The following is a 23,767-nucleotide window of genomic DNA, read 5'->3' as shown; positions in this document are numbered from 1 at the left end:
TGGCGGTGCAACGCACGTGCGCCATGCGCCATGCATGCGTTGTGCGCCTCACGTGTCCTTACCCGTTCCTCGCGTAGAACGGATCTGATGTCGCGGCGCGACTCAGGCCAGCAAATACGTCAGCTGAAAGCTGATTCGCCAGCCTCCTCTTTCGATCCTCCCAAAGAGGCCAGTCGCCGGCGACCGCACCACTGATCCGCGACATCGCGCAACCCCGAAATCGGGGGTGCCTGCCCTGCCCACCGCGAACACAATGCACGACGTTGAAGTCAGGGGCAGGGGCATGAACGCCATGTGCAATACGTGGACGGGGCGCGTTTGGCGTGGATTGGGCTGGCTCGCGCTGCTGGGTGCGTCCGGCCTGCCGGGCTTTGCGCAGGCGTCGCCGGGATGCCAGGCGCTCAATGGACAGTCCGGCACCATTCCCGCCCATGGATACGTCCAGCTGTTGACCAACAGCCAGCAGGTCAATCAAGGCGACGCCGTCACGCTCACCACGCCGGGACTGATGTCCTATGGCGGCTCCTTCCTGCAGATGTTGGTCAACAACGGCTCCGTCAACGGCGTGGAGAGTGGCTCGGGGGCCGGCGCCGACAATCTCAGCAACCTGGGCAACACCGCGACGACGTACACCGTCACCTGCACTTCGGCGGGCGCCTCGATCACGGGCGTCTCGCCCTCGTCGGCGACGATCGGCAGCACGGTGACCCTTTCCGGCAGCGGCTTGTGGGGAACGACGCAGGTGCTCTTCGGCTCCTTGCCCGCCACATCGTTCAGCGTGGACTACGGCGGCGGCGGCGCCATCATCAATGCCGTGGTGCCCAACGGTTCGGGCACCGTGACCATCACGTTGGTGACCGACGCGGGCACTTTCATCGGCGGATCGTTCTCCTTCGCCCCGCCCACGGCGGGAGCCACCAGCACCAGCGTGGCGTACAACAGCAGCAACAACGCCGTGCCGCTGAACCTCGCCGGCAATCCCACGTCCGTGGCCATCGTCAGTGCGGCCGCGCACGGCACCGCCATCGCGGCCGGCATGGGCATCACGTATTCACCGGCCGCCGGCTATATCGGAACCGATAGCTTTACCTACGTGGCCAGCAACGCCGCCGGCACATCGGCGCCTGCCACGGCGACGATCACCGTCAATCCGCCCCCGGTGCCCACGGTGGCCGCCGCTTCGGCCACCACGGCCTACAACACGGCCACCAGTATCAATCTCGCCAGTGCGATCTCCGGCGTGAACATCACGGGCGTCAACATCGCCCAGGCACCGGCGCACGGCACGGCGATCGTGACCGGCGAAACGGTGGCCTATACGCCATCGGCGACCTTCTATGGCGGCACCGACACCTTCACCTACACCGCTACCAACCCTGGCGGCACGTCATCGCCGGCCACGGTGACGGTGACCGTGGGTGCGGTGCCTGCGCCGACGGCGGGCGCCACGTCGGCCACGACGGCCTACAACACGGCCACGAACATCAACCTGGCGAGCGTCATCGCCGGCACGGACATCACCAGCGTGAGCATCGCCACCGCGCCGGCGCATGGCACGGTCAGCGTCTCCGGTGAAACCGTGGTCTACACGCCGTCCGCGACCTTCTACGGCGGCAGCGACAGCTTCACTTACACGGCGACCAATCCGGGAGGAACCTCCGCCCCGGCCACCGTCACGGTTAACGTGAATACCGTGGGCACGCCCACCGTCTCCGCCAGCACGCTTTCCACGCCCTACAACACCGCGGCGACGCTTCACCTCGCCAGCCTGATCTCAGGAATCAACATCACGGGCATCACCATCGCCACGGCTCCTGCGCACGGCACGGTGAGCGTCTCCGGCGAAACAGTGATCTATACGCCATCCTCGACGTTCTATGGCGGCAGCGACAGCTTTACCTACACCGCAACCAATCCTGGCGGCACCTCGGCACCGGCCACCATCACGATCACGGTGGGGGAAGTGCCGGTGCCGACGGTAGCGGCGACATCGGCCACGACGCCTTTCAACACCGCGACGACGCTCGACCTTGCCCGCGCCATCAACGGCACCAACATCACGGGCATCAGCATCGCGACTGCACCTGCGCACGGCACGGTGAGCGTCTCCGGCGAAACGGTGACCTATACGCCGTCCGCGACGTTCTATGGCGGCAGCGACAGCTTCACCTACATGGCGACCAATCCGGGCGGCACCTCGGCACCGGCCACCATCACGGTCACGGTGGGCGAAGTGCCGGTGCCGACGGTGGCGGCGACATCGGCCACGACGCCTTTCAACACGGCGACGACGCTCGACCTTTCCCACGCCATCACCGGCACCGACGTCACCGGCATCAGTATCGCCAGCGCGCCGGCGCACGGCACGGTGAGCGTGTCCGGCCAAACCGTGACCTACACGCCGTCGGCCACGTTCTACGGCGGCAGCGACAGCTTCAGCTATACCGCGCTCAACCCGGGCGGGCACTCGGCGCCGGCGACCGTCACCATCACGGTGACGCCGCTGGCGACGCCGACGGCCGTGCCGCTTTCCGTGGTCACCACCAAGGCGACGCCGGTGCTCATCGAGGCGGCCGCGCAGGCCGGCGGCACGCAGCCGCTGACGGGTGCGAGCGTGTCGACGCAACCCTTGCACGGAAGCGCCACGGCCAGCGGCGAGCAGATCACCTATACGCCTGCCGCGGGTTTCGTGGGCACGGATACGTTCACCTATCAGCTGAGCAACCATTTCGGCGCATCGGCGCCGGGCACCATCACCGTCACGGTGACGGCCGCCGGCAGCACCGCCGGCCTGAGCCAGACGGTGACGACGCGACCCGGCAGCCCGGTGAGCGTGAATCTCGCGGGCATCGCACCCGGCACCTATGCATCCGCGGCCTTGCTCGGCCTGTCACCCGCGGGTGCGGGCAGCACCACGCTGAATCCACCGACGACACTGACGTTCACGCCCACCTCGGCGTTCCATGGTCTGGTGCAGATCACCGCCGTGCTCACGCCGGCAAGCGGCCAGCCGCAGGTGGTCGATGTGCTGGTGCTGGTCAGCAGCCAGCCGGATCCGTCGAAGAATCCGGATGCGCTCGGCCTGATCAACGCACAGACCATGCAGGCGGAACGGTTTGCGCAGAATCAGCTGCGCAATATCCAGAGCCGCCTGGACAGCCTGCATGACGGAAACGCCACGGCGAGCTTCAGCAACAACCTCTCCATCAGCCTGGATGGAAAGCCACTGCAGGCCACCGGCGCTTCGTCCGCGAACCACGTGCCCGGCACGCCTTTGCTTGCCGGCACGCGCGCCGGCATCGGCGCCGCCGAAGACGGCGACGGGACGACGCCGACGGATACGCCATCGCCCGCGAAGCGCGCCGCCACGCCCACGCCCGCTTCATCTGGCCTCGGCGTGTGGATCGACGGCACGGCGGATTTCGGTTCGTTCGATACCTATCGGCAATCGTCGGGTTTCGATTCGGACGCTGTCGCGGTGAACACCGGCGTCGACCAGCGCCTCGGCGAGCACGCCGTCGTCGGCCTCAGCCTTGGCTACAACCACGACCGCAGCGACATCGGCAACGACGGTACGCGCAGCACCGCGCAAGGCTACAGCGCGGCCGTCTACGGCAGCTACCAGCCGGCGGCGCACGTGTATATCGATGGCGTGCTGGGCGGTGGCGGCCTGCGTTTCGACAGCCGCCGCCATGCCGCGGACAGCGGCGCCGAAGTCGCCGGCCAGCGCACGGGCAGTCAATGGTTCGCGTCGCTCACGGCGGGATACGAGTTCAAGAGCGACGGATGGTCACTGTCGCCCTACGGACGCCTGGCGTGGTCGCTGTCTTCGCTCAACGGCTACGCGGAAAGCGGCGATGCGGCCGAAGCGCTGAGCTACGGAACGCAGCTGGTGCGCACCTCGCAGATCATTGCCGGCCTGCGCGTGAACGGCCAGATGGCCTGGGGCGACAACCTGTTCATTCCTCACGCACGCGTGGAAGTCGGCCATGATTTCCAGGGCAGCGGCGACGCCACGCTCAGCTATGCCTACGTGCCATCGGCCGGTTCGTGGAATGCGTTGACCAACCCCTATGCGGCGAACGGCACCACCGTGCAGGCCGCGTTTGGCGGCGACCTGCAGCTGTGGAACAACCTGCTGATCACCACCGAGTACCAATACCTGCTGATGCCGCATGCGCACGACCAGGGCATACGCATCGGCCTGCACAAGCAGTTTTAGGGCAACACTGAACAAGTATCACCGTCGTCACTCGTCCTCTGAAATTCAAGGATGGGTGATGGCGATACCTGGTCAGTGCTGCCCTAGGCCCCTTGAGGCAGGGGCGCGTCGAGGTTCAGCCGCGTGCCCTGCCCCGGCGATGTGTCGATCTGCAGGGCGGCGCCCAGGCGGCCCGCGCGGGCACGCAGGCTCGGCAAGCCGGCACCGTGCAATGACGACGCTGCCGGATCGAAACCCCGGCCATCGTCGCGCACGTCCACGCCGAGGCGACCGTCCATGCAGCGAATGGCCACCTGCACCCGCGTCGCGCCACTGTGCTTGAGCACGTTGGTCAAGGCTTCCTGCAGGAAACGCAGCAGTTCCAGCACGCGCATGGCGCCGAGCCGCCTGTCGTCCACGCCCTGCACGGTCCACGCGCTTTCGATGCCCATCGCCTCCAGTCGCTGCGTCCAGCGGTGCCGCAACGGAGCGATCTGGCCGGCCAGGTCGGTATCCTGTTCGTGCGTGGTGGTATCGATGATCAGGCGCAGGTCGTCGCGCAGTTCCTTGAGCGTGGTGACGACCTGCGCGGGGTCGGCCTGGCGGCGTGGATGCTCCAGCGCCGAGATCGCGGCGAGCAGGCTGCCGCCGAAACCGTCGTGCAGGTCGCGCACCAGGTTCAGGCGTTCGCCGATGCGTGCGTTGTTCAAGGCCAGATCATGTTCGCGCTGCAGCGTCTCGGTCAGCTTGCGCGTGGCCGCGTTCACTTCGTGCTGCAGTTCCGCGGCGAAATTCTCCGCGCGGCGCATGGCCACGGCAAACCGGTAGGCCAGCGCGAAACCCATGCCGATGATGGTCAACGGCGAGGTCACGCCCATCAGGTAGGTGTCGTCATGGATGACGCCGAAGAACAGCAGCATGTCGTGCAGGGAGACGACGAGCGGAATGACCAGGCTGGCGGCCAGCACGTAGCAGTCGGTGCGCCGGTGCCGCAAGGTGTGGCCCACGAACCCGAAAACACCCACGTAGTAGGTGCTGCATCCGATGAGGAACGGCAGCGCGCGATGATGCCCGATCCACTGCGGCCAGCCTAAGGCAGCGATCCACAGCACCGCGCACAGCACCAGCAGCACGCGCTCGGTGCGCCGCCACCGGTGGCCCGCGTAACGCAGCAGGAAGATCGCGAACGCCGTGGCCGCCGCCATGTAGGCCGCCGCGTTCACCGCTTCCCAGGCGTCGGTGTTGTCGAACGGCCAGGGATCGAAAGCCACGAAGTTGAACGAGTACGCCATCCAGAACAACGTGCTCAGCGCATACCAGCCGTAGTACGTGTCCTTTCGGCGCAACAGCCAGAGGATCAGGAACAGGCCGCCGAAGACCAGGCCCACGGCCAGGCCGAACAACTGCATGTGATAACGCCAGAATTCCCCGCGGCGCTGGCGCGCCTGTACCGCGCCGGGCTCGCCGATGGTAACGACGCCCAGCCCCGGCTGATACGCCGCCAGCCCCGACACGCGCACCAGCAAGGTGTTCTCGCCCTGGCGGAGCAACGGCTTGTCGAGCAGGAAGTACTGCGGTCGAACCCAGGTGCGCGACAAAGGCTCCGTCAGGTGATCATCGCGGTAGACCAGGCTTCCGTTGACGTACAGCGCATAGGCCGAGTTGACGTAGCCGACCAGCAGGCCCAGTGGCTGGCTGGCGTCGGCCTGGTTCCAGTGCAGCCGATACCACACCACGCCGTCATGGCCTGGCCAGCGTGCGTCCCACAGGTCGTCCAATGCAACGGACGTCCAGCCGTCCGTAGGCGGCACCGTGGATGACCAGCCGGCAGGCGCCGCCTGTGCGGATCGAAGATCGATCGTGGCCTTCACCGGCGGCGCAGGCTGCGCGGCGGCCGGAAACGCCAGCAGCACGCAAGCCAGCCACAGCACGCAGGCCAGCCACAGCACGAGCATCGCGCGCATGCCTAGAGCAGCCCCATGGCTTTGGCCTCGAACACCGCGGCCGTGCGGGAGCTGACGGCCAACTTGCGATAAATGGCCTTCGTATAGCCCTCGATGGTGAAGCGCGAAAGCCCGGTGAGGTCGGCGATTTCCCGGTTGCTGAAACCCTGCGCCACGAACTGCAGGATTTCCGACTCGCGCTCGGAGAGTGCAATGTCGCGCTTGTCCCTGGGTTCCGCGGCAGCGACAGGCGCTGCCTCGCCCTCACTGGGCATCTGCGGCACGAACGCAAGAATGCGGCGCGCAATCAGTGGATCGATCAGCGCGCCGCCGCGACGGATGGTGCGCAGCGCGGCGCACAACTCGGCATCGTCGCGCTCCTTCATCAGATAGCCGACCGCACCCACGCGCAACGCCGCCAGCGCCACTTCCTCGTGCCCCCAGGCCGAGATGGCTACCGTCGTCGTATCCGGATGGTGGCTCGCGATCCAGTCGATCAGCTCGATCCCGCTGCCATCCGGCAGCCCGATGTCGACCAGGGCCAAGGCTGGCTTCACCCCACCGATCGCGGCCTTTGCCTGAGCCACGCCGTCGACCGCCGTGATACCACCCGTCTCGCCAACCAGCTCCCGCAGCAACCGGTCAAGGCGCTGCTGGGTCAACGCATCGTCTTCCACGATAAGCGCCGGCTGGAACGCCACCTGATCCCCTGTCGAATCCACGTGCCCCCCATCGGCCCGTCCGGCCAAGCCACGTTCGCTGGCGATCATAGTTCGGCCCCGCCGGACAGGCCACGACTTTCGACCCGCGGCGGCAGCGATGCGCGGCGCGACCCGCCGCGCGAGGTCCTCGCTCAGTTGTCGTCGCCGCCCAGCAAGGAGCCCACGATGCCGCCCAGCAGCGCGCCGCCGACCGTGGCTCGCCCGGCGCCACCACTGCCCTCGTTGCCGGGCAGGTAGTCGGCAATCTGGTGCGCCAGGCGCGAAATGGGCAAGGTCTGCAGCCACACCGTGCCCGGGCCGGTCAACGACGCGAGGAAAATGCCGTCACCGCCGAAGATGGCGTTCTTGATGCCCGGCACCGTGGTGATCTGAAAACTCACCGACGCCTGGAACGCGCCGACGTGGCCCGGATGCACGCGCAAGGTTTCGCCGGGCGCAAGGTCCTTGCGGATCAGTTCACCGGAAAGCTCCAGCCATGCGGTGCCCGTGCCGCCGATCTTCTGCAGCAGGAAACCATCGCCACCGAAAATGCCGGCGCCGAGCGACTGCTGAAAACCCACGCCGATCGTCACCTGATTCGTGGCGCAGATGAAACCGTGCCGATGCACCATGTATTCGTTACCCGGACTCACCGGCACCGGCACGATGTGGCCCGGTACCTTCGTGGCAAACGCCACCTCGCCGCGCGCGCCGGCTGCGCGGTACTCGGTCATGAACAGGCTGCCGCCACCCGCTACGCGCTTGAACATGCCGAACAGGCCACCGCCGCCACCCATCTGGGTGTGCGTGGTCATCTGGATCGACGAAGTCATCCACGAAAGCTCGCCGCTCTCCGCGAAAACGCTTTCGTTGGGCTCCAACAACACTTCCAGTACGGGCATCACCGTGCCCTGAATGCGGGTCTGCATGGCGTGTTCTCTCAAGATGGAAAGACGGACGTCGGCCGTGCCATCAAGGTTCGACGGCTGGATCGGCGCCGACATTACTGCCGATGCTTGACGATAACCATTCATCCGCTTGGTGGATGGCGGAACATGTTGCGATGCCTTCGTCGATGGTTCCGCAGAACCCCGCAGTTGCATGTCCCCGATGCACAACTTCCCTATGCATCAATGACCTGTCGCCCGACGGAGGCTGCCAACGGGGGAAATGCGCCCGGTCAAGCTGCGGTAGCTGTCACAAATTCCTAGCTGGCCCGTGTACACAAATGTCACGACTCCGTGGACAATGTGCCGGTCCATCCGTCCGGAGGGGGAGCCGGAACCATGACTCATAGCGATGCCGCGGGTCGCCCCGTGGCCCAACTGCTTGTTGTCACGCGCAGCCTTGTGGAGCTGACGGACCGCGCCGTCTCCGATAGCGAGCTGTCGCACGCGGCCGCCGACGTGCTGATGTTCGCGGCGCGCCAGGCCGCGCGCCTGGTGGAGGATGTGGTGAGCCTGCGCTCGCGCGATCCCGATGGCGCCCATGCCTTCGTGCAGTGCTCCAGCAGCACCGACCTGGACCGTGCCTACAGCGATCTGGAATGCCTGGCCGAAGCCGCCGGCATGATCCGCGCGCACGGCATCGGCTCGCAGTACCGCGCACACCTCGCGTATCTGATGCGCTATGCGGCGGAGTCGGCGTGCAATGCGCTCGAGCGCGCGGAGCGCTCGATGAACCTGGCCGACATCACCAGCCTTACCCATGCGAGGGTGATGGACCTGCGCAACTGATCGTCGCGCTGCACGCGGCACAGCGTGCTCACTTCTTCTCCGCCGCGTCCGGCGCGGGCACCTGCTCCAGCGGCCCCACCTGCACATGGCCGGACCAGCCATCGAACACATTGACGGCCGCCTGGTCCAAGGCCTTGATAACGGTCTGCACCGGCGGGCAACCGGTGGGGTCGGCCACCGGCCGCGAGGGATCGGTCATGCCCGCCATGCAGTACTTGGCGCCGCGATTGCTGAGGCGGTTCAGTTCGGCCATGCCGTCCGCATAGCGGCGTTCCGCACGCGGCGCGGCGGTGGCATCGCCATAGATCGGGCGCATCTCCACCAGCAACTGCTCGGCTGCGTGCCGCTCGGCATCGGTGGCGTTCTTCATCGCCGTGTCGTAAGCCTGCCGGAACGACGAGTTCGCGCGCTCCGACGCCAGCGCCAGCCACGCCAGGCCCAGCGCGTGATTCACCGGCTGGTGATCGCCGTTGAGCGCCATCACGCCGAGCACGTACTGCGCCGGCTTGCTCGCCCAGCTGGCCGCGGTCTTGAAGAAGCGCTGCGAAGTGGCATACCGGCCCAGCCCGTAGGTCTGCGTGCCGAGGCAATAGAAGTAATCGCCCGGCAGGATCTTCTCTTCGCCGGCCACGCAGCGCGTGCCGGCAAGATCGGCATCGGTCGGCGGCGTGTCGTTTTCTGCCGTGCTGTCCGTTGTCTGCGCGATCGCTTGCGGCACGGTGGCGGCCATGAGCAAGGCCAATGTCCATGCGATCAACCCGCGTTGCCGTCCTTGCGTGGCCATGCCGTTCTCCGTGTGTCGACGAGTGGCACATCCTAACGTCGAAGCACGGCTGGCGGATGACGGCGATGCGCAGCACGTTCTTGCGATGCGCGCACAGCCACGGCGGCGCCCCGTCGCGTGATGTCGGGCCTGTGTTCCTAGGCACACACCCGCGCATCAACACGACGAGGCGCGCGGATTGTGTCGGCCGCAAGGGAACGCTTCCTTGCGGCCAATCGCAAAATCACGGCATGCGCTACGCCGCGTCCGTGCGCCGTGACGAAGCGCTCAGCGAAAGTGCCACCAGCACCACGGCCAGCACCGCATAGGCGGCGGCGAACTGCCAGGCAAGCGCGCGCTGGGCTTCATCGAGTTGCCACGGCAGATAGATGCCGCCGCTCAACTGCACCGAGTGGATCACCCCGAACAGGCTGAGCGCCGCGCCCAGCAGCAGGATCAGAGCCGCGCGCAAGGCCTTGCCGTCGATCATCGCCACCACGAAGCTCGCCCACACCATCGAGGTGATGATGAAGCCGTTGCCCAGCGCGTTGATGATGGCCAGCTCCGAAAACCCGTGCGCGCGATCGCCCAGCAAGGCGACTACATGCTCGGGCGCGACATAGGTGGGGTCGGACAGCTTGATCGCCACCATGCGCGCAATGGCTGGAAAGAAGCTGAACACCACCGCCGGTGCATAGCGCATGGGCGTCGCCTCGAACGCCTGCACGGTGATGCCGATGGCGACGAACACCAGGATGGGCGCCAGCACCGACAGCGGAATCAGCTCCACCAGGTTGGACAGATAGCCGAACACGCCGCCCAGGCCCACGAACAGGCCGGTGAGCAAGGTGTAGCCCGTGCCCGCGCCCATCGCCTTGTACGAAGGCTGGCCGATGTACGGCGTGGTCTGCGCCACGCCGCCGCAGAAACCCGCCACCAGCGTGGCCAGCGCTTCCACCAGCAGGATGTCGCGCGTGCGGTATTCGTCGCCGGCCGCGCGCGCGCTTTCCGTCACGTTGATGCCGCCCACCACCATCAGCAGGCCGAACGGCAGGATCAGCGGCAGATACGGCACGGCCGACGCCATGCCGCCCATCCACTCCAGCGTCGGCAGCGGCAACGCGAAGCGCCACGTCCACGGCTTGGGCGGCTCATAGCCGCTGCCGAGCCAACCCAGCGAGCCCAGCACGTAATAAAGCAACGCGCCCACCACGAAGGCGACCAGCACGCCGGGCAGGTTCCACGGCATGCGTGCGCGCGCCACCAGCGCGTAGAGCACCACGCCCAGTCCCGCAAAGCCCACCAGCGGATGCTTGAGGATCTCCACCAGCGGAAAGAAGCCCATCAGCACCAGCGCAATGCCGGCGATGGAGCCCAGCAGGCCGGCGCGTGGCACGTGCCGCTGCACCATGCCGCCGAAGAAGGACAGCACGAACTTCAGCACGCCCATGATCACCAGCGACGCCATGCCCAGCCGCCAGGTGGCGAGCCCCGCCGCCTGCGCGTCCAGGCCCGTCTGCTTGAAATGCAGGAAGGCGGGGCCAAGCACCAGGAAGGCCATGCCGATGCTGGTGGGCGCGTCCAGGCCCAGCGGCATCGCGGTGACATCCGTGCGCCCGCTGCGCTGCGCGAGCCGCCGCGCCATCGCCGTATAGGCCAGGTTGCCCAGCAGCACGCCAAAGGTGGTGCCGGGCACCATGCGCAGGAACACGATGTCGGCGGGAAAACCGAAGATGCCGATCAAGGCCGTGGCGAGAAACGCCAGCACCGACAGGTTATCCACCACCAGCCCGAGGAACCCGTTGAGGTCGCCCGGCGAGATCCAGCGCTCACGTACCGTCGTGCTCATCTCAGAACGACACCTCGGCGGGTTGGGTCACGCGCAGCACGGACTGATCGCCCGTGCGCCGCTTCCATGCCGCGCGAATGGCTTCCACTTTATCGCGATTGGCCGCGGTGTCGGGGTAATCGACCACCAGCATCTTGGAACGCAGCCGCTCGGGCGTGGCCTGTCCCTTGCCCTGCCATTGGCCATACACGTCGAGCACGCTCAGGCCATCCGGAAAGCGCGGCGTGACCTCGGCATCCAGGAAGTCGCGCCAGCCCTGCTCGCTTACGCCGTGTGCTTCGTCGCCCACCAGCCCCAGGCCGAAATAGAGCCGTGTTTCCACCCAGCCCTGCGTCTGTGCGGGATGCGCCGCATCGCCGTGCAAGGTGGCGCTGGTGGTCGGCGCAGTGGTCGCGCAGGCCGACAGCAAGGCTGCTGACAGAAGCGCGGAAGCGAAAAGCAAATGACGCATGGTTATGTCCTTATGTTCGTATGGACATCCAGACGGATAGATACCCGCGGATGTTCTTCGCAAAGTATTGACAACAGAACTTGCGCAATGCAACAAATAACTACGGTCACGTAGCCATACGGGCCCACTGCCAGTTTTACCGGGGACACAGGTCAGCCTGACATGAACGTCGATACGCCTGCACATCGCTTGACGCCGCATGGCCCCGCCATGCGGCGATGTTGTCCGGGCTGACGCTCTGGCGCCCGGAGCGGCGCCTTCCCTCTTCTTCCATCTGCCGATGCCCGATCCACGGGCGTCATGGCCTGTTGCGCCTCAAGGAAACTCCATGCCTATCCACACCACGGCGCCGCGCCGCCGCTGCCTTTCCGCCCTGATCTTCGCCCTGCTGGCGCCCGTGGCGCAGGCCCAGTCCGACCAGGGGCAAGCCAGGACGCTGGATCAGGTCGTGGTGACCGGCGTGCGCGCCAGCCAGCGCACGGCGCTGGAATCGCCCGTGCCCGTCGACGTGCTCACGCAGGACGATCTGCGTGCCGCCGGCGCGGTGAATGGCGAACTCGGCCAGGCGCTGGCGACGCTGCTGCCCTCGTTCAACTTTCCGCGCCAGTCCAACTCCGGCGGCTCGGACCACGTGCGCGCGGCGCAACTGCGCGGGCTCTCGCCCGATCAGGTGCTGGTGCTGGTGAACGGCAAGCGCTTCCACACCTCCGCGCTGGTGAACACGGATACCAAGATCGGCCGTGGTACAACGCCCGTGGATTTCAACGCCATCCCGATCAGCGCGATCAAGCGCGTGGAAGTGCTGCGCGACGGCGCGGGTGCGCAGTATGGCTCCGATGCGATCGCCGGCGTGGTCAACATCATCCTCGACGATGCGCCGCAGGGCGGCGAAGTCACCGCCACCGGCGGCGCCTACCACACGCACTTCCGCCCCGCCGATCGCGACATCACCGATGGCGATACCGGCTACGCTGCGGCCAAGTGGGGCACGCGCCTCGCCGGCACGGGTTTCCTGCGCTTCGGCATCGAGGCGAACAACCATGGCTCCACCAACCGCGCCGGCATCGACACCGTGCCGGACTGGCTGGCCGATCCCACGCCAGCCAACCTGGCGCTGCGCGGACGGCGCAACTACGTGGCGGGCGATCCCTCGGCGGAGAGCTACAACGGCTGGCTCAACAGCGAAGTACCGCTGGGCGGCAATGCCACGTTCTACTGGTTCGGCACGTACACGCAACGCCACAGCGTGGGCGACAACTATTTCCGCTACCCGGACAGCAGCGCCAACATCACCTCGATCTATCCGGACGGCTACCTGCCCAAGTCCGTCGGCAGCGACCGCGACCTGCAGACCGCCGCCGGCGTGCGCGGCCTGCTCGGCGACTGGCATTACGACGGCAGCGTGAACTGGGGCAGCAATGCCTTCGACTACGACCTGCGCGATTCGCTCAACGCCTCGCTGGGACCGGACAGCCCCACCTCGTTCCATATCGGCAGCTATACCTTCAACCAGGGCAGCGTCAACGGCGACTTCAGCCACGACTTCAGCGTGGGCTCGCGCCCGGTCACGCTGGCGCTGGGCACCGAATACCGCCATGAAAACTTCCGCACGCGGCCGGGCGATCCGGCCTCCTACATCGCCGGCCCGTACGTCGACGCACCGGTCGGCGCGCAGGCGGCTGGCGGCCTGCAGCCGCAGGATGCGGCCAACCTGTCGCGCGACGTGGGCGCAGCCTATGCGGAGCTGTCCAGCGACCTCACCGAGCACGTGTTCGTGGATGCCGCCGCGCGCTATGAGCATTACAGCGACTTCGGCGGCAACTGGAGCGGCAAGCTCAGCGGCCGCTGGGAATTCGCGCCGGGCTTCGCGCTGCGCGCCGCCTGGTCCAACAACTTCCGCGCGCCGTCGCTGAGCCAGATCGGCTACGAGGCCACCACCACCGGCTACGGCGCGGACGGCAAGCTGGTTACCGGCCGCATCCTCTCGGTGAACAACCCGATCGCGCGCGGCCTGGGCGCCGAACCGCTGAAGCCGGAGAAATCGCGCAACGCCAGCCTGGGCGTCACCGGCCAGGTGGGCGAGCACTTCGATTTCAGCCTCGATGCGTACCAGATCAACATCGACCATCGCGTCACGCTATCGGAAACCATCGACAGCCCGGGGCTGGAGGATTACATCCTGCAGCACTTCGGCGTGCCCGGCGTGCAGAGCGTGGCCTTCTTCACCAACGCGGTGAATACGCGCACGCGCGGCGCCGAACTGGTCGGCAACTACCGCACGCCGCTGGCCGGCGGCGGTCTGCTGCTGACCCTGGCCTACAGCCACAACCACACCGACATCCTGCATGTGATCCCCACGCCCGCGGCGCTGGCCGCCACCGGCGCCGGCAACGTGCTGTTCGGCGTGGAAGAGCAGAACACGCTCACCGACGCCGCGCCACGCCAGCGCGGCTCGTTCACCGCCAACTGGAGCAACGCGCGCTGGAACCTGCTGGGGCGCGTCACCCGCCAGGGCTCGGTGGTGCGCGTGTTCGACTTCGGCGGTGGCGACGTGCCCACGCAGCGGTATGCAGCGCGCTGGCAGCTGGACGCCGAGGCCGAATACAAGGCGACGCCGCAACTGAGCTTCGCCGTGGGCGGCTACAACCTGACCGACCAGTACCCCACGCGCTCCAACAGCGAGATCAACTACGCGGGCAACTTCCCCTACGACGTGATCTCGCCCATCGGGCTCAATGGCGCCTACTGGTACGGGCGGGTGCGCTACACCTTCTGAGCCCGCGCCGTCTCAACCGGCGGGACGGCGGCGCGGCAGCATGCGGGACATCTCTCGCCCACTCGGCGAGAATGCCCCCATGAGCGATACCGCCCTCCGCCTGCCATGAGCCATACCCTCGACCTGCCGCTGGAAAGTCCCATCCAGCCCGGCCTGATGGTCATCCACGGCAACCGCATGGAAGACCTGCGCGATCTGCTCACCGCCTGGCTGGCCCGCGCACCGCTGCGCCCGCTGGAAGACGAGCTGATGCTGGTGCAGAGCAACGGCATCGCGCAGTGGCTGAAATGGGCGCTGGCCCGCCCCACCGGCGAGGGCGGCGGGCTGGGCATCAGCGCGGCCATCGACGTGCAGCTGCCCGGCCGCTTCCTGTGGGCGGCCTATCGCAGCGTGCTCGGCCGCGAGGCGGTGCCGACCACTTCGCCGTTCGACAAGTCGCGCCTGAGCTGGCGCCTGCTGCGCCTGCTGCCCGCGCATCTGCACGAACCCGATTTCGCGCCGCTGCGCGATTTTCTCCGCGACGATCCGGACGAGCGCAAGCGCTTCCAGCTGGCCGAGCGCGTGGCCGACCTGTTCGACCAATACCAGGTGTACCGCGCCGACTGGCTCGCCGATTGGGAACAAGGGCGCTATGTGTTGCGCAACGAACTGCGCGGCGAGCACCCGGCCCTGCCCGCCGACCAGCGCTGGCAGGCCCGCCTGTGGCAGCTGCTGCTGGATGACGTGGGCGGGGAACGCCACAACCACCGCGCGGCCGTGCACCAGGCCTTTCTGGAACGCATCGAAACACTGAGCACGCGGCCGGCCGCGCTGCCTCGGCGCATCGTGGTGTTCGGCATTTCCTCGCTGCCGCAGCAGACGCTGGAAGCGCTGACCGCGCTCGCGCGCTTCAGCCAGGTGATGCTGCTGGTCGCCAACCCCTGCCGGCACTACTGGGCCGACATCATCGAAGATCGCGAACTACTCAAGGCCAGCCAGCGCCGCCACAACGCGAAGCCCGGCCTGCCCGCCGAGCCGCGCTACGAAGACCTGCACCTGCACGCCAACCCGTTGCTGGCGGCATGGGGCCGCCAGGGACGCGACTACATCCGCCTGCTCGACGCCTTCGACAAGCCGGAAGGCTATCGCCAGCAATTCGCCGCGTGGAACCGCAGCATCGACCTGTTCGCGGATACCGACGGCAGCACGCTGCTGCGCCAGATACAACAGGCCATCCTGGACCTGGAACCACTGCCCACCGACAGCGCGCGGCGCAAGCCGTGGCGCGACAGCGATGATTCGTTGCGCTTCCACATCGCGCACAGTCCGCAACGCGAGGTGGAGATCCTGCACGACCAGTTGCTGGCGATGTTCGAGGAAGCCGCGCGACGCGGCGAGCCGCTGTCGCCGCGCGACGTGATCGTGATGGTGCCGGACATCCAGACCTACGCGCCGCACGTGCAGGCCGTGTTCGGCCGCCTGCCGCCGGACGACCCGCGCCATCTGCCCTATTCCGTGGCGGACCAGCCTTCGCGTGGCGCCGTGCCGCTGATGGTGGCGCTGGAGCATCTGCTCTCGCTGCCGGAATCGCGCTTCGCCGTGAGCGATCTGCTGGACCTGCTCGACGTGCCGGCGCTGCGCGCGCGCTTCGGCATCGACGACAACGGCCTGCCCACGCTGCGGCGTTGGATCGAGGGCGCCGGCATTCGCTGGGGCCTCGACCGCGACCAGAAGCAGAGCCTGGAGCTGCCGGGCATCGAACAGAACACCTGGCGCTTCGGCCTGCGCCGCATGCTGCTGGGCTACGCCGTGGGCGACGGCGATACCTGGCACGGCATCGCGCCCTTTGGCGAAGTGGGTGGACTGGACGCCGCGCTCGTCGGCCCGCTGGTACTGCTGCTCGACCAGCTGGAGCAATGGTGGGCACGCATGCGCGAACCGGCCACGCCGGACCAGTGGCATCGGCACCTGCAGCAGTTGCTGCTGGATTTCTTCGACGCGGACGATCCCGCTGACAGCGATCGCCTCACCCGCCTCAACGATGCGCTGGACGATTGGAAGGCCGCCTGCGCGGAAGCGGATTTCGCCCTGCCGCTGCCGCTCAACATCGTGCGCGAGCACTGGCTGTCCTCCATGGACGAAAGCCGCCTGTCGCAGCGCTTCATGGGCGGCGCGGTGAGCTTCTGCACGCTCATGCCGATGCGCGCCATTCCGTTCCGCGTGGTGTGCCTGCTCGGCATGAACGACGGCGACTATCCGCGTCGACAGGCGCCCGCCGACTTCGACCTGATGGCGCAGCCAGGGCACGCGCGCCCGGGCGACCGCTCGCGCCGCGAAGACGACCGCTACCTGTTCCTGGAAGCGCTCGCCTCCGCGCGCGATGCGCTGTACGTGAGCTGGGTGGGACGCAACGTGCGCGACAACAGCGTGCTGCCGCCCTCCGTGCTGGTGGGCCAGTTGCGCGACTACGTGGCCGCCGGCTGGCATCGCGCGGACGACGATCCGGCCGACCTGCACAGCGGCGAACACCTGCTGGACGCGATGACCACGGTGCATCCCCTGCAGCCTTTCAGCCGGCGCTATTTCAACGCGGACGCCGACACGCGCCTGTTCACCTATGCCCGCGAATGGCGCCAGGCGCTGCGCGATCATGACGACGCGCCAGCCGACGGCCCACTCGCGCCCTGGGAACCGGATGCCGCCATCAGCATCGGCTTGTTGCAGGGTTTCGTGGCGCGGCCGGTGCGCCACTTCTTCAACCATCGCCTGAAGGTGCATTTCAGCGACTGGGACGAGGAAGCCATGGACGAGGAACCCTTCGGCCTCAACGCGCTCGAACGACACGTCGCCACGGCCAGCGTGCTGCGTGCAGCGATCACCGCCGACGATCCGCGCGCCGCAGTGGACATCGCCACCCGGCAACTGGCCGAACAAGGCGCGTTGCCGCCCGGCGGCTTCGGCGACATGGCGCGCGACGCGCTGGCCCGCGAAAGCGGCGACCTCGCCGCGCGCTGGCGCAGTGCCTGCGAACGCTGGCCGCTGGTGGACGAAAAGATCGAAGTGCTGCACGAAGCACACGGCGTGCGCCTGGAAGACTGGCTGACCGACCTGCGCCGCGGCGACGAGTCGCCCTATGTGCGCCTGGAACTGACCGCCGGCAAGCTGATGCCGAAGAACGACATCCGCCACGACAAGGCGATCAACGCGTGGGTGATCCACGTGGTGGCGCATGCGCTGGGCCTGCGCATGCAATCGCGCATCATCGGCACCGACGCCACGCTGCTGCTGAAACCGCTGGACGCCGATGACGCGCGGATGTGCCTCAACGCCATGCTGTCGTCCCTGCGCGAAGGCATGCGCATGCCGTTGCCCATCGCGCGCAAGACCGCCTTTGCCTGGCTGCAGAACGTGGATGATCCGGAGAAGGCGCGCAAGCAGGCGCTGCTTGCCTATGAGGGCAGCGGCTTCGGTGGTGGCGTGGGCGAAGTGCGGGAGGACGCCTATCTCGCCCGCGCGTGGCCGCGCTTCGACGCGCTGGATGCTGGCGGCTTCCACCACTGGCTCGCGCTGTACCAGCCGATGATGGCGGCCGTGGTCAACGGAGCGGACGCATGAACACCGCGCCGCTCCAACCGCTGAAGTTGCCGCTGCATGGCATACAGCTCATTGAAGCCAGCGCCGGCACGGGCAAGACCTGGACCATCGCCGCCCTCTACCTGCGCCTGGTGCTCGGCCACGGCACGCCCGAGGGCAAGGCCTTGCTGCCTTCGCAGATCCTCGTACTCACCTTCACCAAGGCCGCCACGGCGGAGCTGCGCGAGCGTATCCGCGAACGCCTGGGCGAAGCGGCGGACGCCTTCCGCGGCCACCGCGAGCCGGACGATTTCCTGCGCAGCCTGATCGACGCCTATCCCGACGACGACAGCCGCGCGCGCGCCGCGCGCCAGCTCGACCTGGCCGCGCAATGGATGGACGAGTCGGCCATCCACACTATCCATGCCTGGTGCCAGCGCATGCTCGGCCAGCACGCGTTCGACAGCGGACATCCGTTCGTGCAGGACACGGACACCGACGAAAGCGCCCTGCTGGCCGACGCCGTGCGCGACTATTGGCGCTGCCATTTCTTTCCGCTGGATCGCGATGGCGCCGCGCTGGTGGCGCGCTGGTGGAAAACGCCGGCGGACCTGCAGGCCGATATACGGCCTCTGCTGAAACACCCCTCGGAACACTTGCGACTGGATGGCCGCCCCTTGCCCGACGCCGGACGGGCGCTCGACGCATTCCGCGAACGCGTCAGCGCCGCTGCCGCCGCCGAGGCGCAGGCACGGCAACTGTGGCGGGAGCATGCCGACGCCATCGAAGCCATGATTCTTGCCGCGCTCGATGCCAAGGCGCTCAACGGCAACAAGATGCGCCGCGCCACGCTGGCCAGGGATTTCCCCTTGTTGCGCGCGTGGGCGAACGAAGAAGCCGACGCGCCGGAAAACTTCGAGCGTTACGCGCAATCGAGCATCGCGGATGCCCGCAACGGCAAGGCCGAACCGCTGCGCCACGCGGCGTTCGACGCCATCGAAGCCTGCAGGGACGCACGCAACGCCACCAGCCCCTGTCGCGAAATCGTGCTTGCGCATGCCAGCGGATGGATCGCCGGGCAACTGGAAGAAACCAAGCGCCGCCGCGCGCAGCTCGGCTTCGACGACATGCTCAAGCGCCTCGACGGCGCCCTGCACGGCCACACGGGCAAGCGGCTGGCCGATACCATCGCCACGCAGTATCCGGTGGCGCTGATCGACGAGTTCCAGGATACCGACCCGCTGCAGTGGCGCATCTTCCATCGCGTGTATGCCCACCGCGACACGAACGGCCTGCTGCTGATCGGCGACCCCAAGCAGGCGATCTACGGTTTTCGCGGCGCGGACATCCATACGTATCTGCGCGCCCGTGGCAGCGCGCGGCAACCGATGTGGACGCTGGGCACCAACTACCGTTCCACGCAGGCGCTGGTGACGGCCGTCAACCGCGTCTTCCAGTTCGCGGACACGCACGAAGACGGCGCCTTTGCCTTCGGCCGCGGTAAGGACGCGCTGCCGTTCCTTCCAGTGGACGCGCGCGGCCGCGGCGACACGTTGGTGCTCGACGGCGAACCACTGCCACCGATGCAACTGGCGCTGTTGCCAAGCGACGACGCCATCAGCGGCGGCGCCTATACCGACCAGATGGCCCGCCACGCCGCAGCCTATCTGGTCGATCTGCTCGCCGCCGCGCGGGAGGGCCGTTGCGGTTTCCGCGCGGCGGATGGATCGCTACGCCCGTTGCGTCCGGGCGACATCGCCATCCTCGTCCGCCGTGGCAGCGAAGCGGCGAAGGTACGCGAGGAAATGCAGCGGCGTGGCCTCAAGAGCGTGTATCTCTCCGATCGCGATTCGGTCTATGCGTCGCCGGAAGCGGCCGACCTGCTGCGCTGGCTGCGCGCCTGTGCCGAGCCGGGATCGGATCGCACCATGCGTGCTGCGCTCGCCACGCCTACGCTGGGACAAAGCGATGCCGAGCTGGATCGCCTCAATCTCGACGAGCACCACTGGGAAGCCTGCGGCGACCGCTTCCGGCAATTGCATGCGACCTGGCAACGCCACGGCGTGCTCGCCATGCTGCACGACCTGCTGCATGCGTTCGACCTGCCGGCGCGACTGCTCGCGCTTCCCGATGGCGAACGCGCGCTGACCAACCTGCTGCACTTGGCCGAACTGCTGCAGCACGCCGCGGCGACGCTGGATGGCGAACACGCCCTGATCCGCCACCTTGCCGCGCAGATCGCCGCCGCCGGCGAGCCGCACGCCGAAACCGCCGACGAGCAGATCGTCCGGCTGGAAAGCGAGGCGGCGCTGATCAAGGTGGTGACCATCCACAAGTCCAAGGGCCTGGAATATCCGCTGGTGCTGCTGCCCTTCGTCTGCTCGGCGCGCGAGCTGAAGGCTGACGACAGCTTCACCTGGCATGACGAGCGCGGCGAGCTGCGCATGGATCTGCGCGCCGATGACGCGGCGCTGGCGCAGGCGGATCGCGAACGCCTGCAGGAAGACCTGCGCCTGCTGTACGTCGCGCTCACTCGCGCGCAATATGCCTGCTGGCTGGGCGTGGCCTGCACACGCGCGGGACAAGGCAAGGTATCGACGCTGCACAAGTCCGCGTTCGGCCACGTGTTGTCCGGTGGCACTAGGATCGAACCCACCGATCTCCTGCCACGGCTGGAAGCCTTGCGCGGCGACGACTCCGGCATGGCCATCCGCCTGCTCGACGCGCCCGCCACGCACGCTCTGCCCGCCGCGCAGACGGAAGCGACGCCACTGTGGGAAGCGCGCATCTACCAAGGCCCCGCCGCCGAGCGCTGGCGCGTGTCCAGCTACAGCGGGCTGAAGTACGCCGAAGCCGAGGACGTGCGCGTGCCCGCGCCGGAAACGGCAACGCAGGACATACTCATCGAAGCCAGCGCCGAGCAACCCACGCTCCCCGAAGGCAGCGCCGTCGCGCAGGGCATCCACGCCTTCCATGCGGGCGCGGAAGCCGGCACCTTCCTGCACGATCTTCTTGAGTGGGCGGCCGACGAAGGCTTCGCGCAGACCGCGGACGACACGGCCGCACTGGAAAAGGAAATCGCGCGGCGTTGCCAGCGGCGTGGCTGGCAGTCGCATATCGCCATGCTCACGGCGTGGATGGCCGGGCTGCTGCGCACGCCGCTGGCCCTGCCCGACGGCACGCGCGCCTCGCTCGCGCAGGTGAGCAGCCACTACGCGGAACTCGAATTCTGGTTCGAGGCGACGCACGTCGACACGCTGGCGCTCGACCGCCTGGTGACGACGCACACGCTGGACGCGCGCCCGCGCCTGCCGCTGCTCGCCGAGCGCATCAACGGCTTGCTCAAGGGCTTTATCGACCTGGTGGTGGAACAGCAGGGCCGCTACTACGTGATCGACTACAAATCCAACAAGCTGGGCAACGATGCCAGCGCCTACACGGCGGAGGCCATGCGCGATTCGATCCTGCGCGAACGCTACGACCTGCAATACGCGCTCTACACCCTTGCCTTGCATCGTCAGCTGCGCGCGCGGCTGCCCGGCTACGACTACGAGCGGCACATGGGCGGCGTGGCCTATCTGTACCTGCGCGGCGTGGACGGCGCAGGGCATGGCGTGCACGTCGAGCGCCTTCCCAAGGCGCTCATCGAAGCGATGGACCAGCTGTTCGCCACCGGAAAACACGCCCATGCAGCCTGAGTCCGCTCTCGCCCTCATGGATCAGGCCATCGAACGCGGCTGGCTGCGCCCGCTGGATGTGGCCTTCGCGCGCTTTCTCGATACGCAGGATCCGCATGCGCCGCGTGCTTTGCCCCTGCTGGGCGCCCTGGTCAGCCGGCAACAGGCGGATGGCCATCTCTGTCTTGATCTGTCCTCGTGGGCATCGCTGGCGGACGACGGCGGCTGGCCATCCAGCTGGCGCACGATGCTTGCCGAAGCGGCCGACGCGCCGACCGCCTTGCTCTCGTCCAGCCTGCTGGCGGCGAGCGACGATCCCACACTCGGTGCATCGCCGCTGGTGCTGGATGGCAGCCGGCTTTACCTGCGCCGTTACTGGAACCATGAGCACCGCGTCGCGCAGGCGATCAGCCAGCGCTTGCTGAGTCATCGCGAAACCTCGCCGCTGCTGTCGACGCAACTCGCGCGCCTGTTTCCCGGCGCTTCCACCGAGAGCCCCGACTGGCAGCGTGTGGCCTGCGCGCTGGCTGCGCGCGGCGCCTTCACCGTGATCACCGGTGGCCCGGGCACCGGCAAAACCACCACCGTGGTGCGCCTGCTCGGCCTGCTGCAGACGCTGCACCGCGAGGAGACGGCGCGCCCCTTGCGCATTCGCCTTGCTGCGCCGACCGGCAAGGCTGCCGCGCGCCTGCAATCGTCCATCAGCACGCAGATCGCGCGGCTGGATGTGGATGGCGACGTGCGCGCCAGCATTCCCAGCCAGGTGGACACGCTGCACCGCCTGCTGGGCGCGCGGCCGGACACGCGGCGCTTTCGCCATGACGCCAGCCATCCGCTGCACCTGGACGTGCTGGTGATCGACGAGGCGTCGATGATCGACCTGGAGATGATGTCCGCCGTGCTGGCCGCGCTGCCTGATAATGCGCGCCTGATCCTGCTCGGCGACAAGGATCAGCTCTCCTCCGTGGAAGCCGGCGCCGTACTCGGCGACCTGTGCCGACGCGCCGAGGGCGGGCACTACAGCGCAGCCACCGCGGCGTGGCTGAGCGACACCACCGGCGACCGCATCGACGCTTGGGTGCGCGACGACGCGCGAGCGCTCGACCAGCATGTCGCCATGCTGCGCCACAGCCATCGCTTCGGCGCGGACAGCGGCATCGGCACGCTCGCGCAGCGCGTCAACGAAGGCGACGCGGCGAAGGTGCAGGCCTTGCTGTCGGAACGGCACACCGACATCGCCTGGGTCGATGCCGAGACGGATACGCGCACGCTGGCCGAACTGGTGCTGGATGGCGGCGTTGCACGCTTCCTGCCGCGCGACGACGGGCAGGCGCCGCGCGGTTACCGCCACTATCTGCAATGGCTCCGCCGTGAGCGTCCGTCCGCCAGCGCACCACCGGAAGCCTACGAGGCGTGGGCACGCGGCGCATTGCATGCGTTCGGCAGTTTTCAGCTGCTGTGCGCGCTGCGCCAGGGACCGTTCGGCGCGGAGGGACTCAACCGGCAGATCGCCGGCATTCTTCATCAGGCGCAGCTGATCGACACCAGCCACGAATGGTACGAAGGCCGCCCGGTACTGGTCACCCGCAACGACTACAGCCTGGGCCTGATGAACGGCGACGTGGGCATCGCCCTGCGCGTACCGGACGAGCGCGGCGCGATGCAGTTGCGCGTGGCGTTCGAAGTAGCCGGCAACGCAGCGGATCATGCGTCGCGCATCCGCTTCGTGCTGCCCTCCCGCCTGGGCGAGCGGGAAACCGTCTATGCAATGACGGTGCACAAGTCGCAAGGCTCGGAGTTCGATCACGCCGCGCTGGTGCTGCCGGCCGAAGCGAGCGCCGTGCTAACGCGCGAACTGCTCTACACCGGCATCACCCGCGCCCGCCGCTGGTTCAGCCTGCTGGCGCCTGCCGCCATCGTGCGGCAGGCGGTGCAGCAGCCGGTGCACCGCCATTCGGGGTTGCATCTGCGCTGGGGGGAACGAGAAACGTAGTGCTGTGGCGGCGGCATCGTTAGGCGTGTGTTGCGCCGGTTGTGCCTGCTTGCCGATCAAGAACAAAGGCGCTGGATTCCCGCCCTTGCCCCCTTTTCGGGGTTCGTGGGAATGACGGATCGAAA

12 protein-coding genes are annotated in these 23,767 nt (G+C 67.7%); 6 read left to right on the top strand and 6 right to left on the bottom strand.

Translation table 11 applies throughout. The features are described 5' to 3' along the window. Positions 1 to 283 precede the first annotated feature (283 nt). Entirely contained in the window at positions 284 to 4,222 is a 3,939-nt protein-coding gene (locus tag BDW41_RS18925) for an Ig-like domain-containing protein (RefSeq protein WP_158537014.1), read from the top strand. 83 nt (positions 4,223 to 4,305) lie between these two features. Here BDW41_RS18925 and BDW41_RS18920 read toward each other — a convergent pair whose 3' ends face one another. The 3 genes from BDW41_RS18920 to BDW41_RS18910 all read right to left on the bottom strand — a co-directional run bounded on the left by BDW41_RS18920 (position 4,306) and on the right by BDW41_RS18910 (position 7,774). After that, positions 4,306 to 6,165: an ATP-binding protein gene (locus BDW41_RS18920; protein WP_074551330.1), complete on the bottom strand. Its 1,860-nt coding sequence runs from the start codon at positions 6,163 to 6,165 to the stop codon at positions 4,306 to 4,308. A gap of 2 nt (positions 6,166 to 6,167) precedes the next feature. Then, the gene (locus BDW41_RS18915) at positions 6,168 to 6,914 is read right to left on the bottom strand and encodes a response regulator transcription factor (RefSeq protein WP_083337754.1); all 747 of its coding nucleotides are present in this window, start codon (positions 6,912 to 6,914) and stop codon (positions 6,168 to 6,170) included. A gap of 83 nt (positions 6,915 to 6,997) precedes the next feature. Next, positions 6,998 to 7,774: a TIGR00266 family protein gene (locus tag BDW41_RS18910; RefSeq protein WP_074551383.1), complete on the bottom strand. Its 777-nt coding sequence runs from the start codon at positions 7,772 to 7,774 to the stop codon at positions 6,998 to 7,000. A gap of 357 nt (positions 7,775 to 8,131) precedes the next feature. On the opposite strand from BDW41_RS18910, the gene BDW41_RS18905 reads away from it, so the two are divergent. After that, positions 8,132 to 8,581, top strand: coding sequence for a hypothetical protein (locus BDW41_RS18905; RefSeq protein WP_146217380.1), 450 nt, complete (start codon positions 8,132 to 8,134; stop codon positions 8,579 to 8,581). 28 nt (positions 8,582 to 8,609) lie between these two features. On the opposite strand, the gene BDW41_RS18900 is transcribed toward BDW41_RS18905, so the two are convergent. From BDW41_RS18900 to BDW41_RS18890, 3 genes are all read right to left on the bottom strand, one after another. Beyond that, entirely contained in the window at positions 8,610 to 9,365 is a 756-nt protein-coding gene (locus tag BDW41_RS18900) for a hypothetical protein (RefSeq protein ID WP_074551334.1), read from the bottom strand. A gap of 235 nt (positions 9,366 to 9,600) precedes the next feature. After that, complete coding sequence (locus tag BDW41_RS18895) at positions 9,601 to 11,193, bottom strand: hypothetical protein (protein WP_074551336.1); 1,593 nt, start codon at positions 11,191 to 11,193, stop codon at positions 9,601 to 9,603. Position 11,194: 1 nt separating this feature from the next. Next, positions 11,195 to 11,644, bottom strand: coding sequence for a DUF3574 domain-containing protein (locus tag BDW41_RS18890; protein ID WP_074551338.1), 450 nt, complete (start codon positions 11,642 to 11,644; stop codon positions 11,195 to 11,197). Between the two features lie 328 nt (positions 11,645 to 11,972). Between BDW41_RS18890 and BDW41_RS18885 the strand changes: the two genes are divergently transcribed. From BDW41_RS18885 to recD, 4 genes are all read left to right on the top strand, one after another. Further along, the gene (locus BDW41_RS18885; protein ID WP_074551339.1) at positions 11,973 to 14,420 is read left to right on the top strand and encodes a TonB-dependent receptor; all 2,448 of its coding nucleotides are present in this window, start codon (positions 11,973 to 11,975) and stop codon (positions 14,418 to 14,420) included. A gap of 105 nt (positions 14,421 to 14,525) precedes the next feature. Further along, complete coding sequence (gene recC, locus BDW41_RS18880) at positions 14,526 to 18,014, top strand: exodeoxyribonuclease V subunit gamma (protein ID WP_074551341.1); 3,489 nt, start codon at positions 14,526 to 14,528, stop codon at positions 18,012 to 18,014. Further along, positions 18,011 to 21,670 carry an exodeoxyribonuclease V subunit beta gene (gene recB / locus BDW41_RS18875; protein WP_074551343.1) on the top strand — a complete coding sequence of 1,220 codons (3,660 nt, stop codon included), beginning with the start codon at positions 18,011 to 18,013 and terminating at the stop codon, positions 21,668 to 21,670. The genes recC and recB overlap by 4 nt, the downstream gene beginning before the upstream one ends. Then, on the top strand, positions 21,660 to 23,642 hold the full coding sequence (recD, locus tag BDW41_RS18870; protein WP_074551344.1) for an exodeoxyribonuclease V subunit alpha: 1,983 nt from the start codon (positions 21,660 to 21,662) through the stop codon (positions 23,640 to 23,642). The genes recB and recD overlap by 11 nt, the downstream gene beginning before the upstream one ends. The last annotated feature ends 125 nt before the right edge of the window (positions 23,643 to 23,767 follow it).

This window comes from Dyella sp. AtDHG13 (assembly GCF_003201105.1).
In the GTDB taxonomy this organism is placed as follows: Bacteria; Pseudomonadota; Gammaproteobacteria; order Xanthomonadales; family Rhodanobacteraceae; genus Dyella; species Dyella jiangningensis_B.
Note: the sequence above shows the minus strand (reverse complement) of the source record. Positions and strands in the feature narration are given on the sequence as shown.

Coding starts and splice junctions, on each gene's coding strand:
- BDW41_RS18925 (WP_158537014.1), top strand. CDS start 284: ATGAACGCCATGTGCAATACGTGGACGGGGCGCGTTTGGCGTGGATTG.
- BDW41_RS18920 (WP_074551330.1), bottom strand. CDS start 6,165: ATGCGCGCGATGCTCGTGCTGTGGCTGGCCTGCGTGCTGTGGCTGGCT.
- BDW41_RS18915 (WP_083337754.1), bottom strand. CDS start 6,914: ATGATCGCCAGCGAACGTGGCTTGGCCGGACGGGCCGATGGGGGGCAC.
- BDW41_RS18910 (WP_074551383.1), bottom strand. CDS start 7,774: ATGCAGACCCGCATTCAGGGCACGGTGATGCCCGTACTGGAAGTGTTG.
- BDW41_RS18905 (WP_146217380.1), top strand. CDS start 8,132: ATGACTCATAGCGATGCCGCGGGTCGCCCCGTGGCCCAACTGCTTGTT.
- BDW41_RS18900 (WP_074551334.1), bottom strand. CDS start 9,365: ATGGCCACGCAAGGACGGCAACGCGGGTTGATCGCATGGACATTGGCC.
- BDW41_RS18895 (WP_074551336.1), bottom strand. CDS start 11,193: ATGAGCACGACGGTACGTGAGCGCTGGATCTCGCCGGGCGACCTCAAC.
- BDW41_RS18890 (WP_074551338.1), bottom strand. CDS start 11,644: ATGCGTCATTTGCTTTTCGCTTCCGCGCTTCTGTCAGCAGCCTTGCTG.
- BDW41_RS18885 (WP_074551339.1), top strand. CDS start 11,973: ATGCCTATCCACACCACGGCGCCGCGCCGCCGCTGCCTTTCCGCCCTG.
- recC (WP_074551341.1), top strand. CDS start 14,526: ATGAGCCATACCCTCGACCTGCCGCTGGAAAGTCCCATCCAGCCCGGC.
- recB (WP_074551343.1), top strand. CDS start 18,011: ATGAACACCGCGCCGCTCCAACCGCTGAAGTTGCCGCTGCATGGCATA.
- recD (WP_074551344.1), top strand. CDS start 21,660: ATGCAGCCTGAGTCCGCTCTCGCCCTCATGGATCAGGCCATCGAACGC.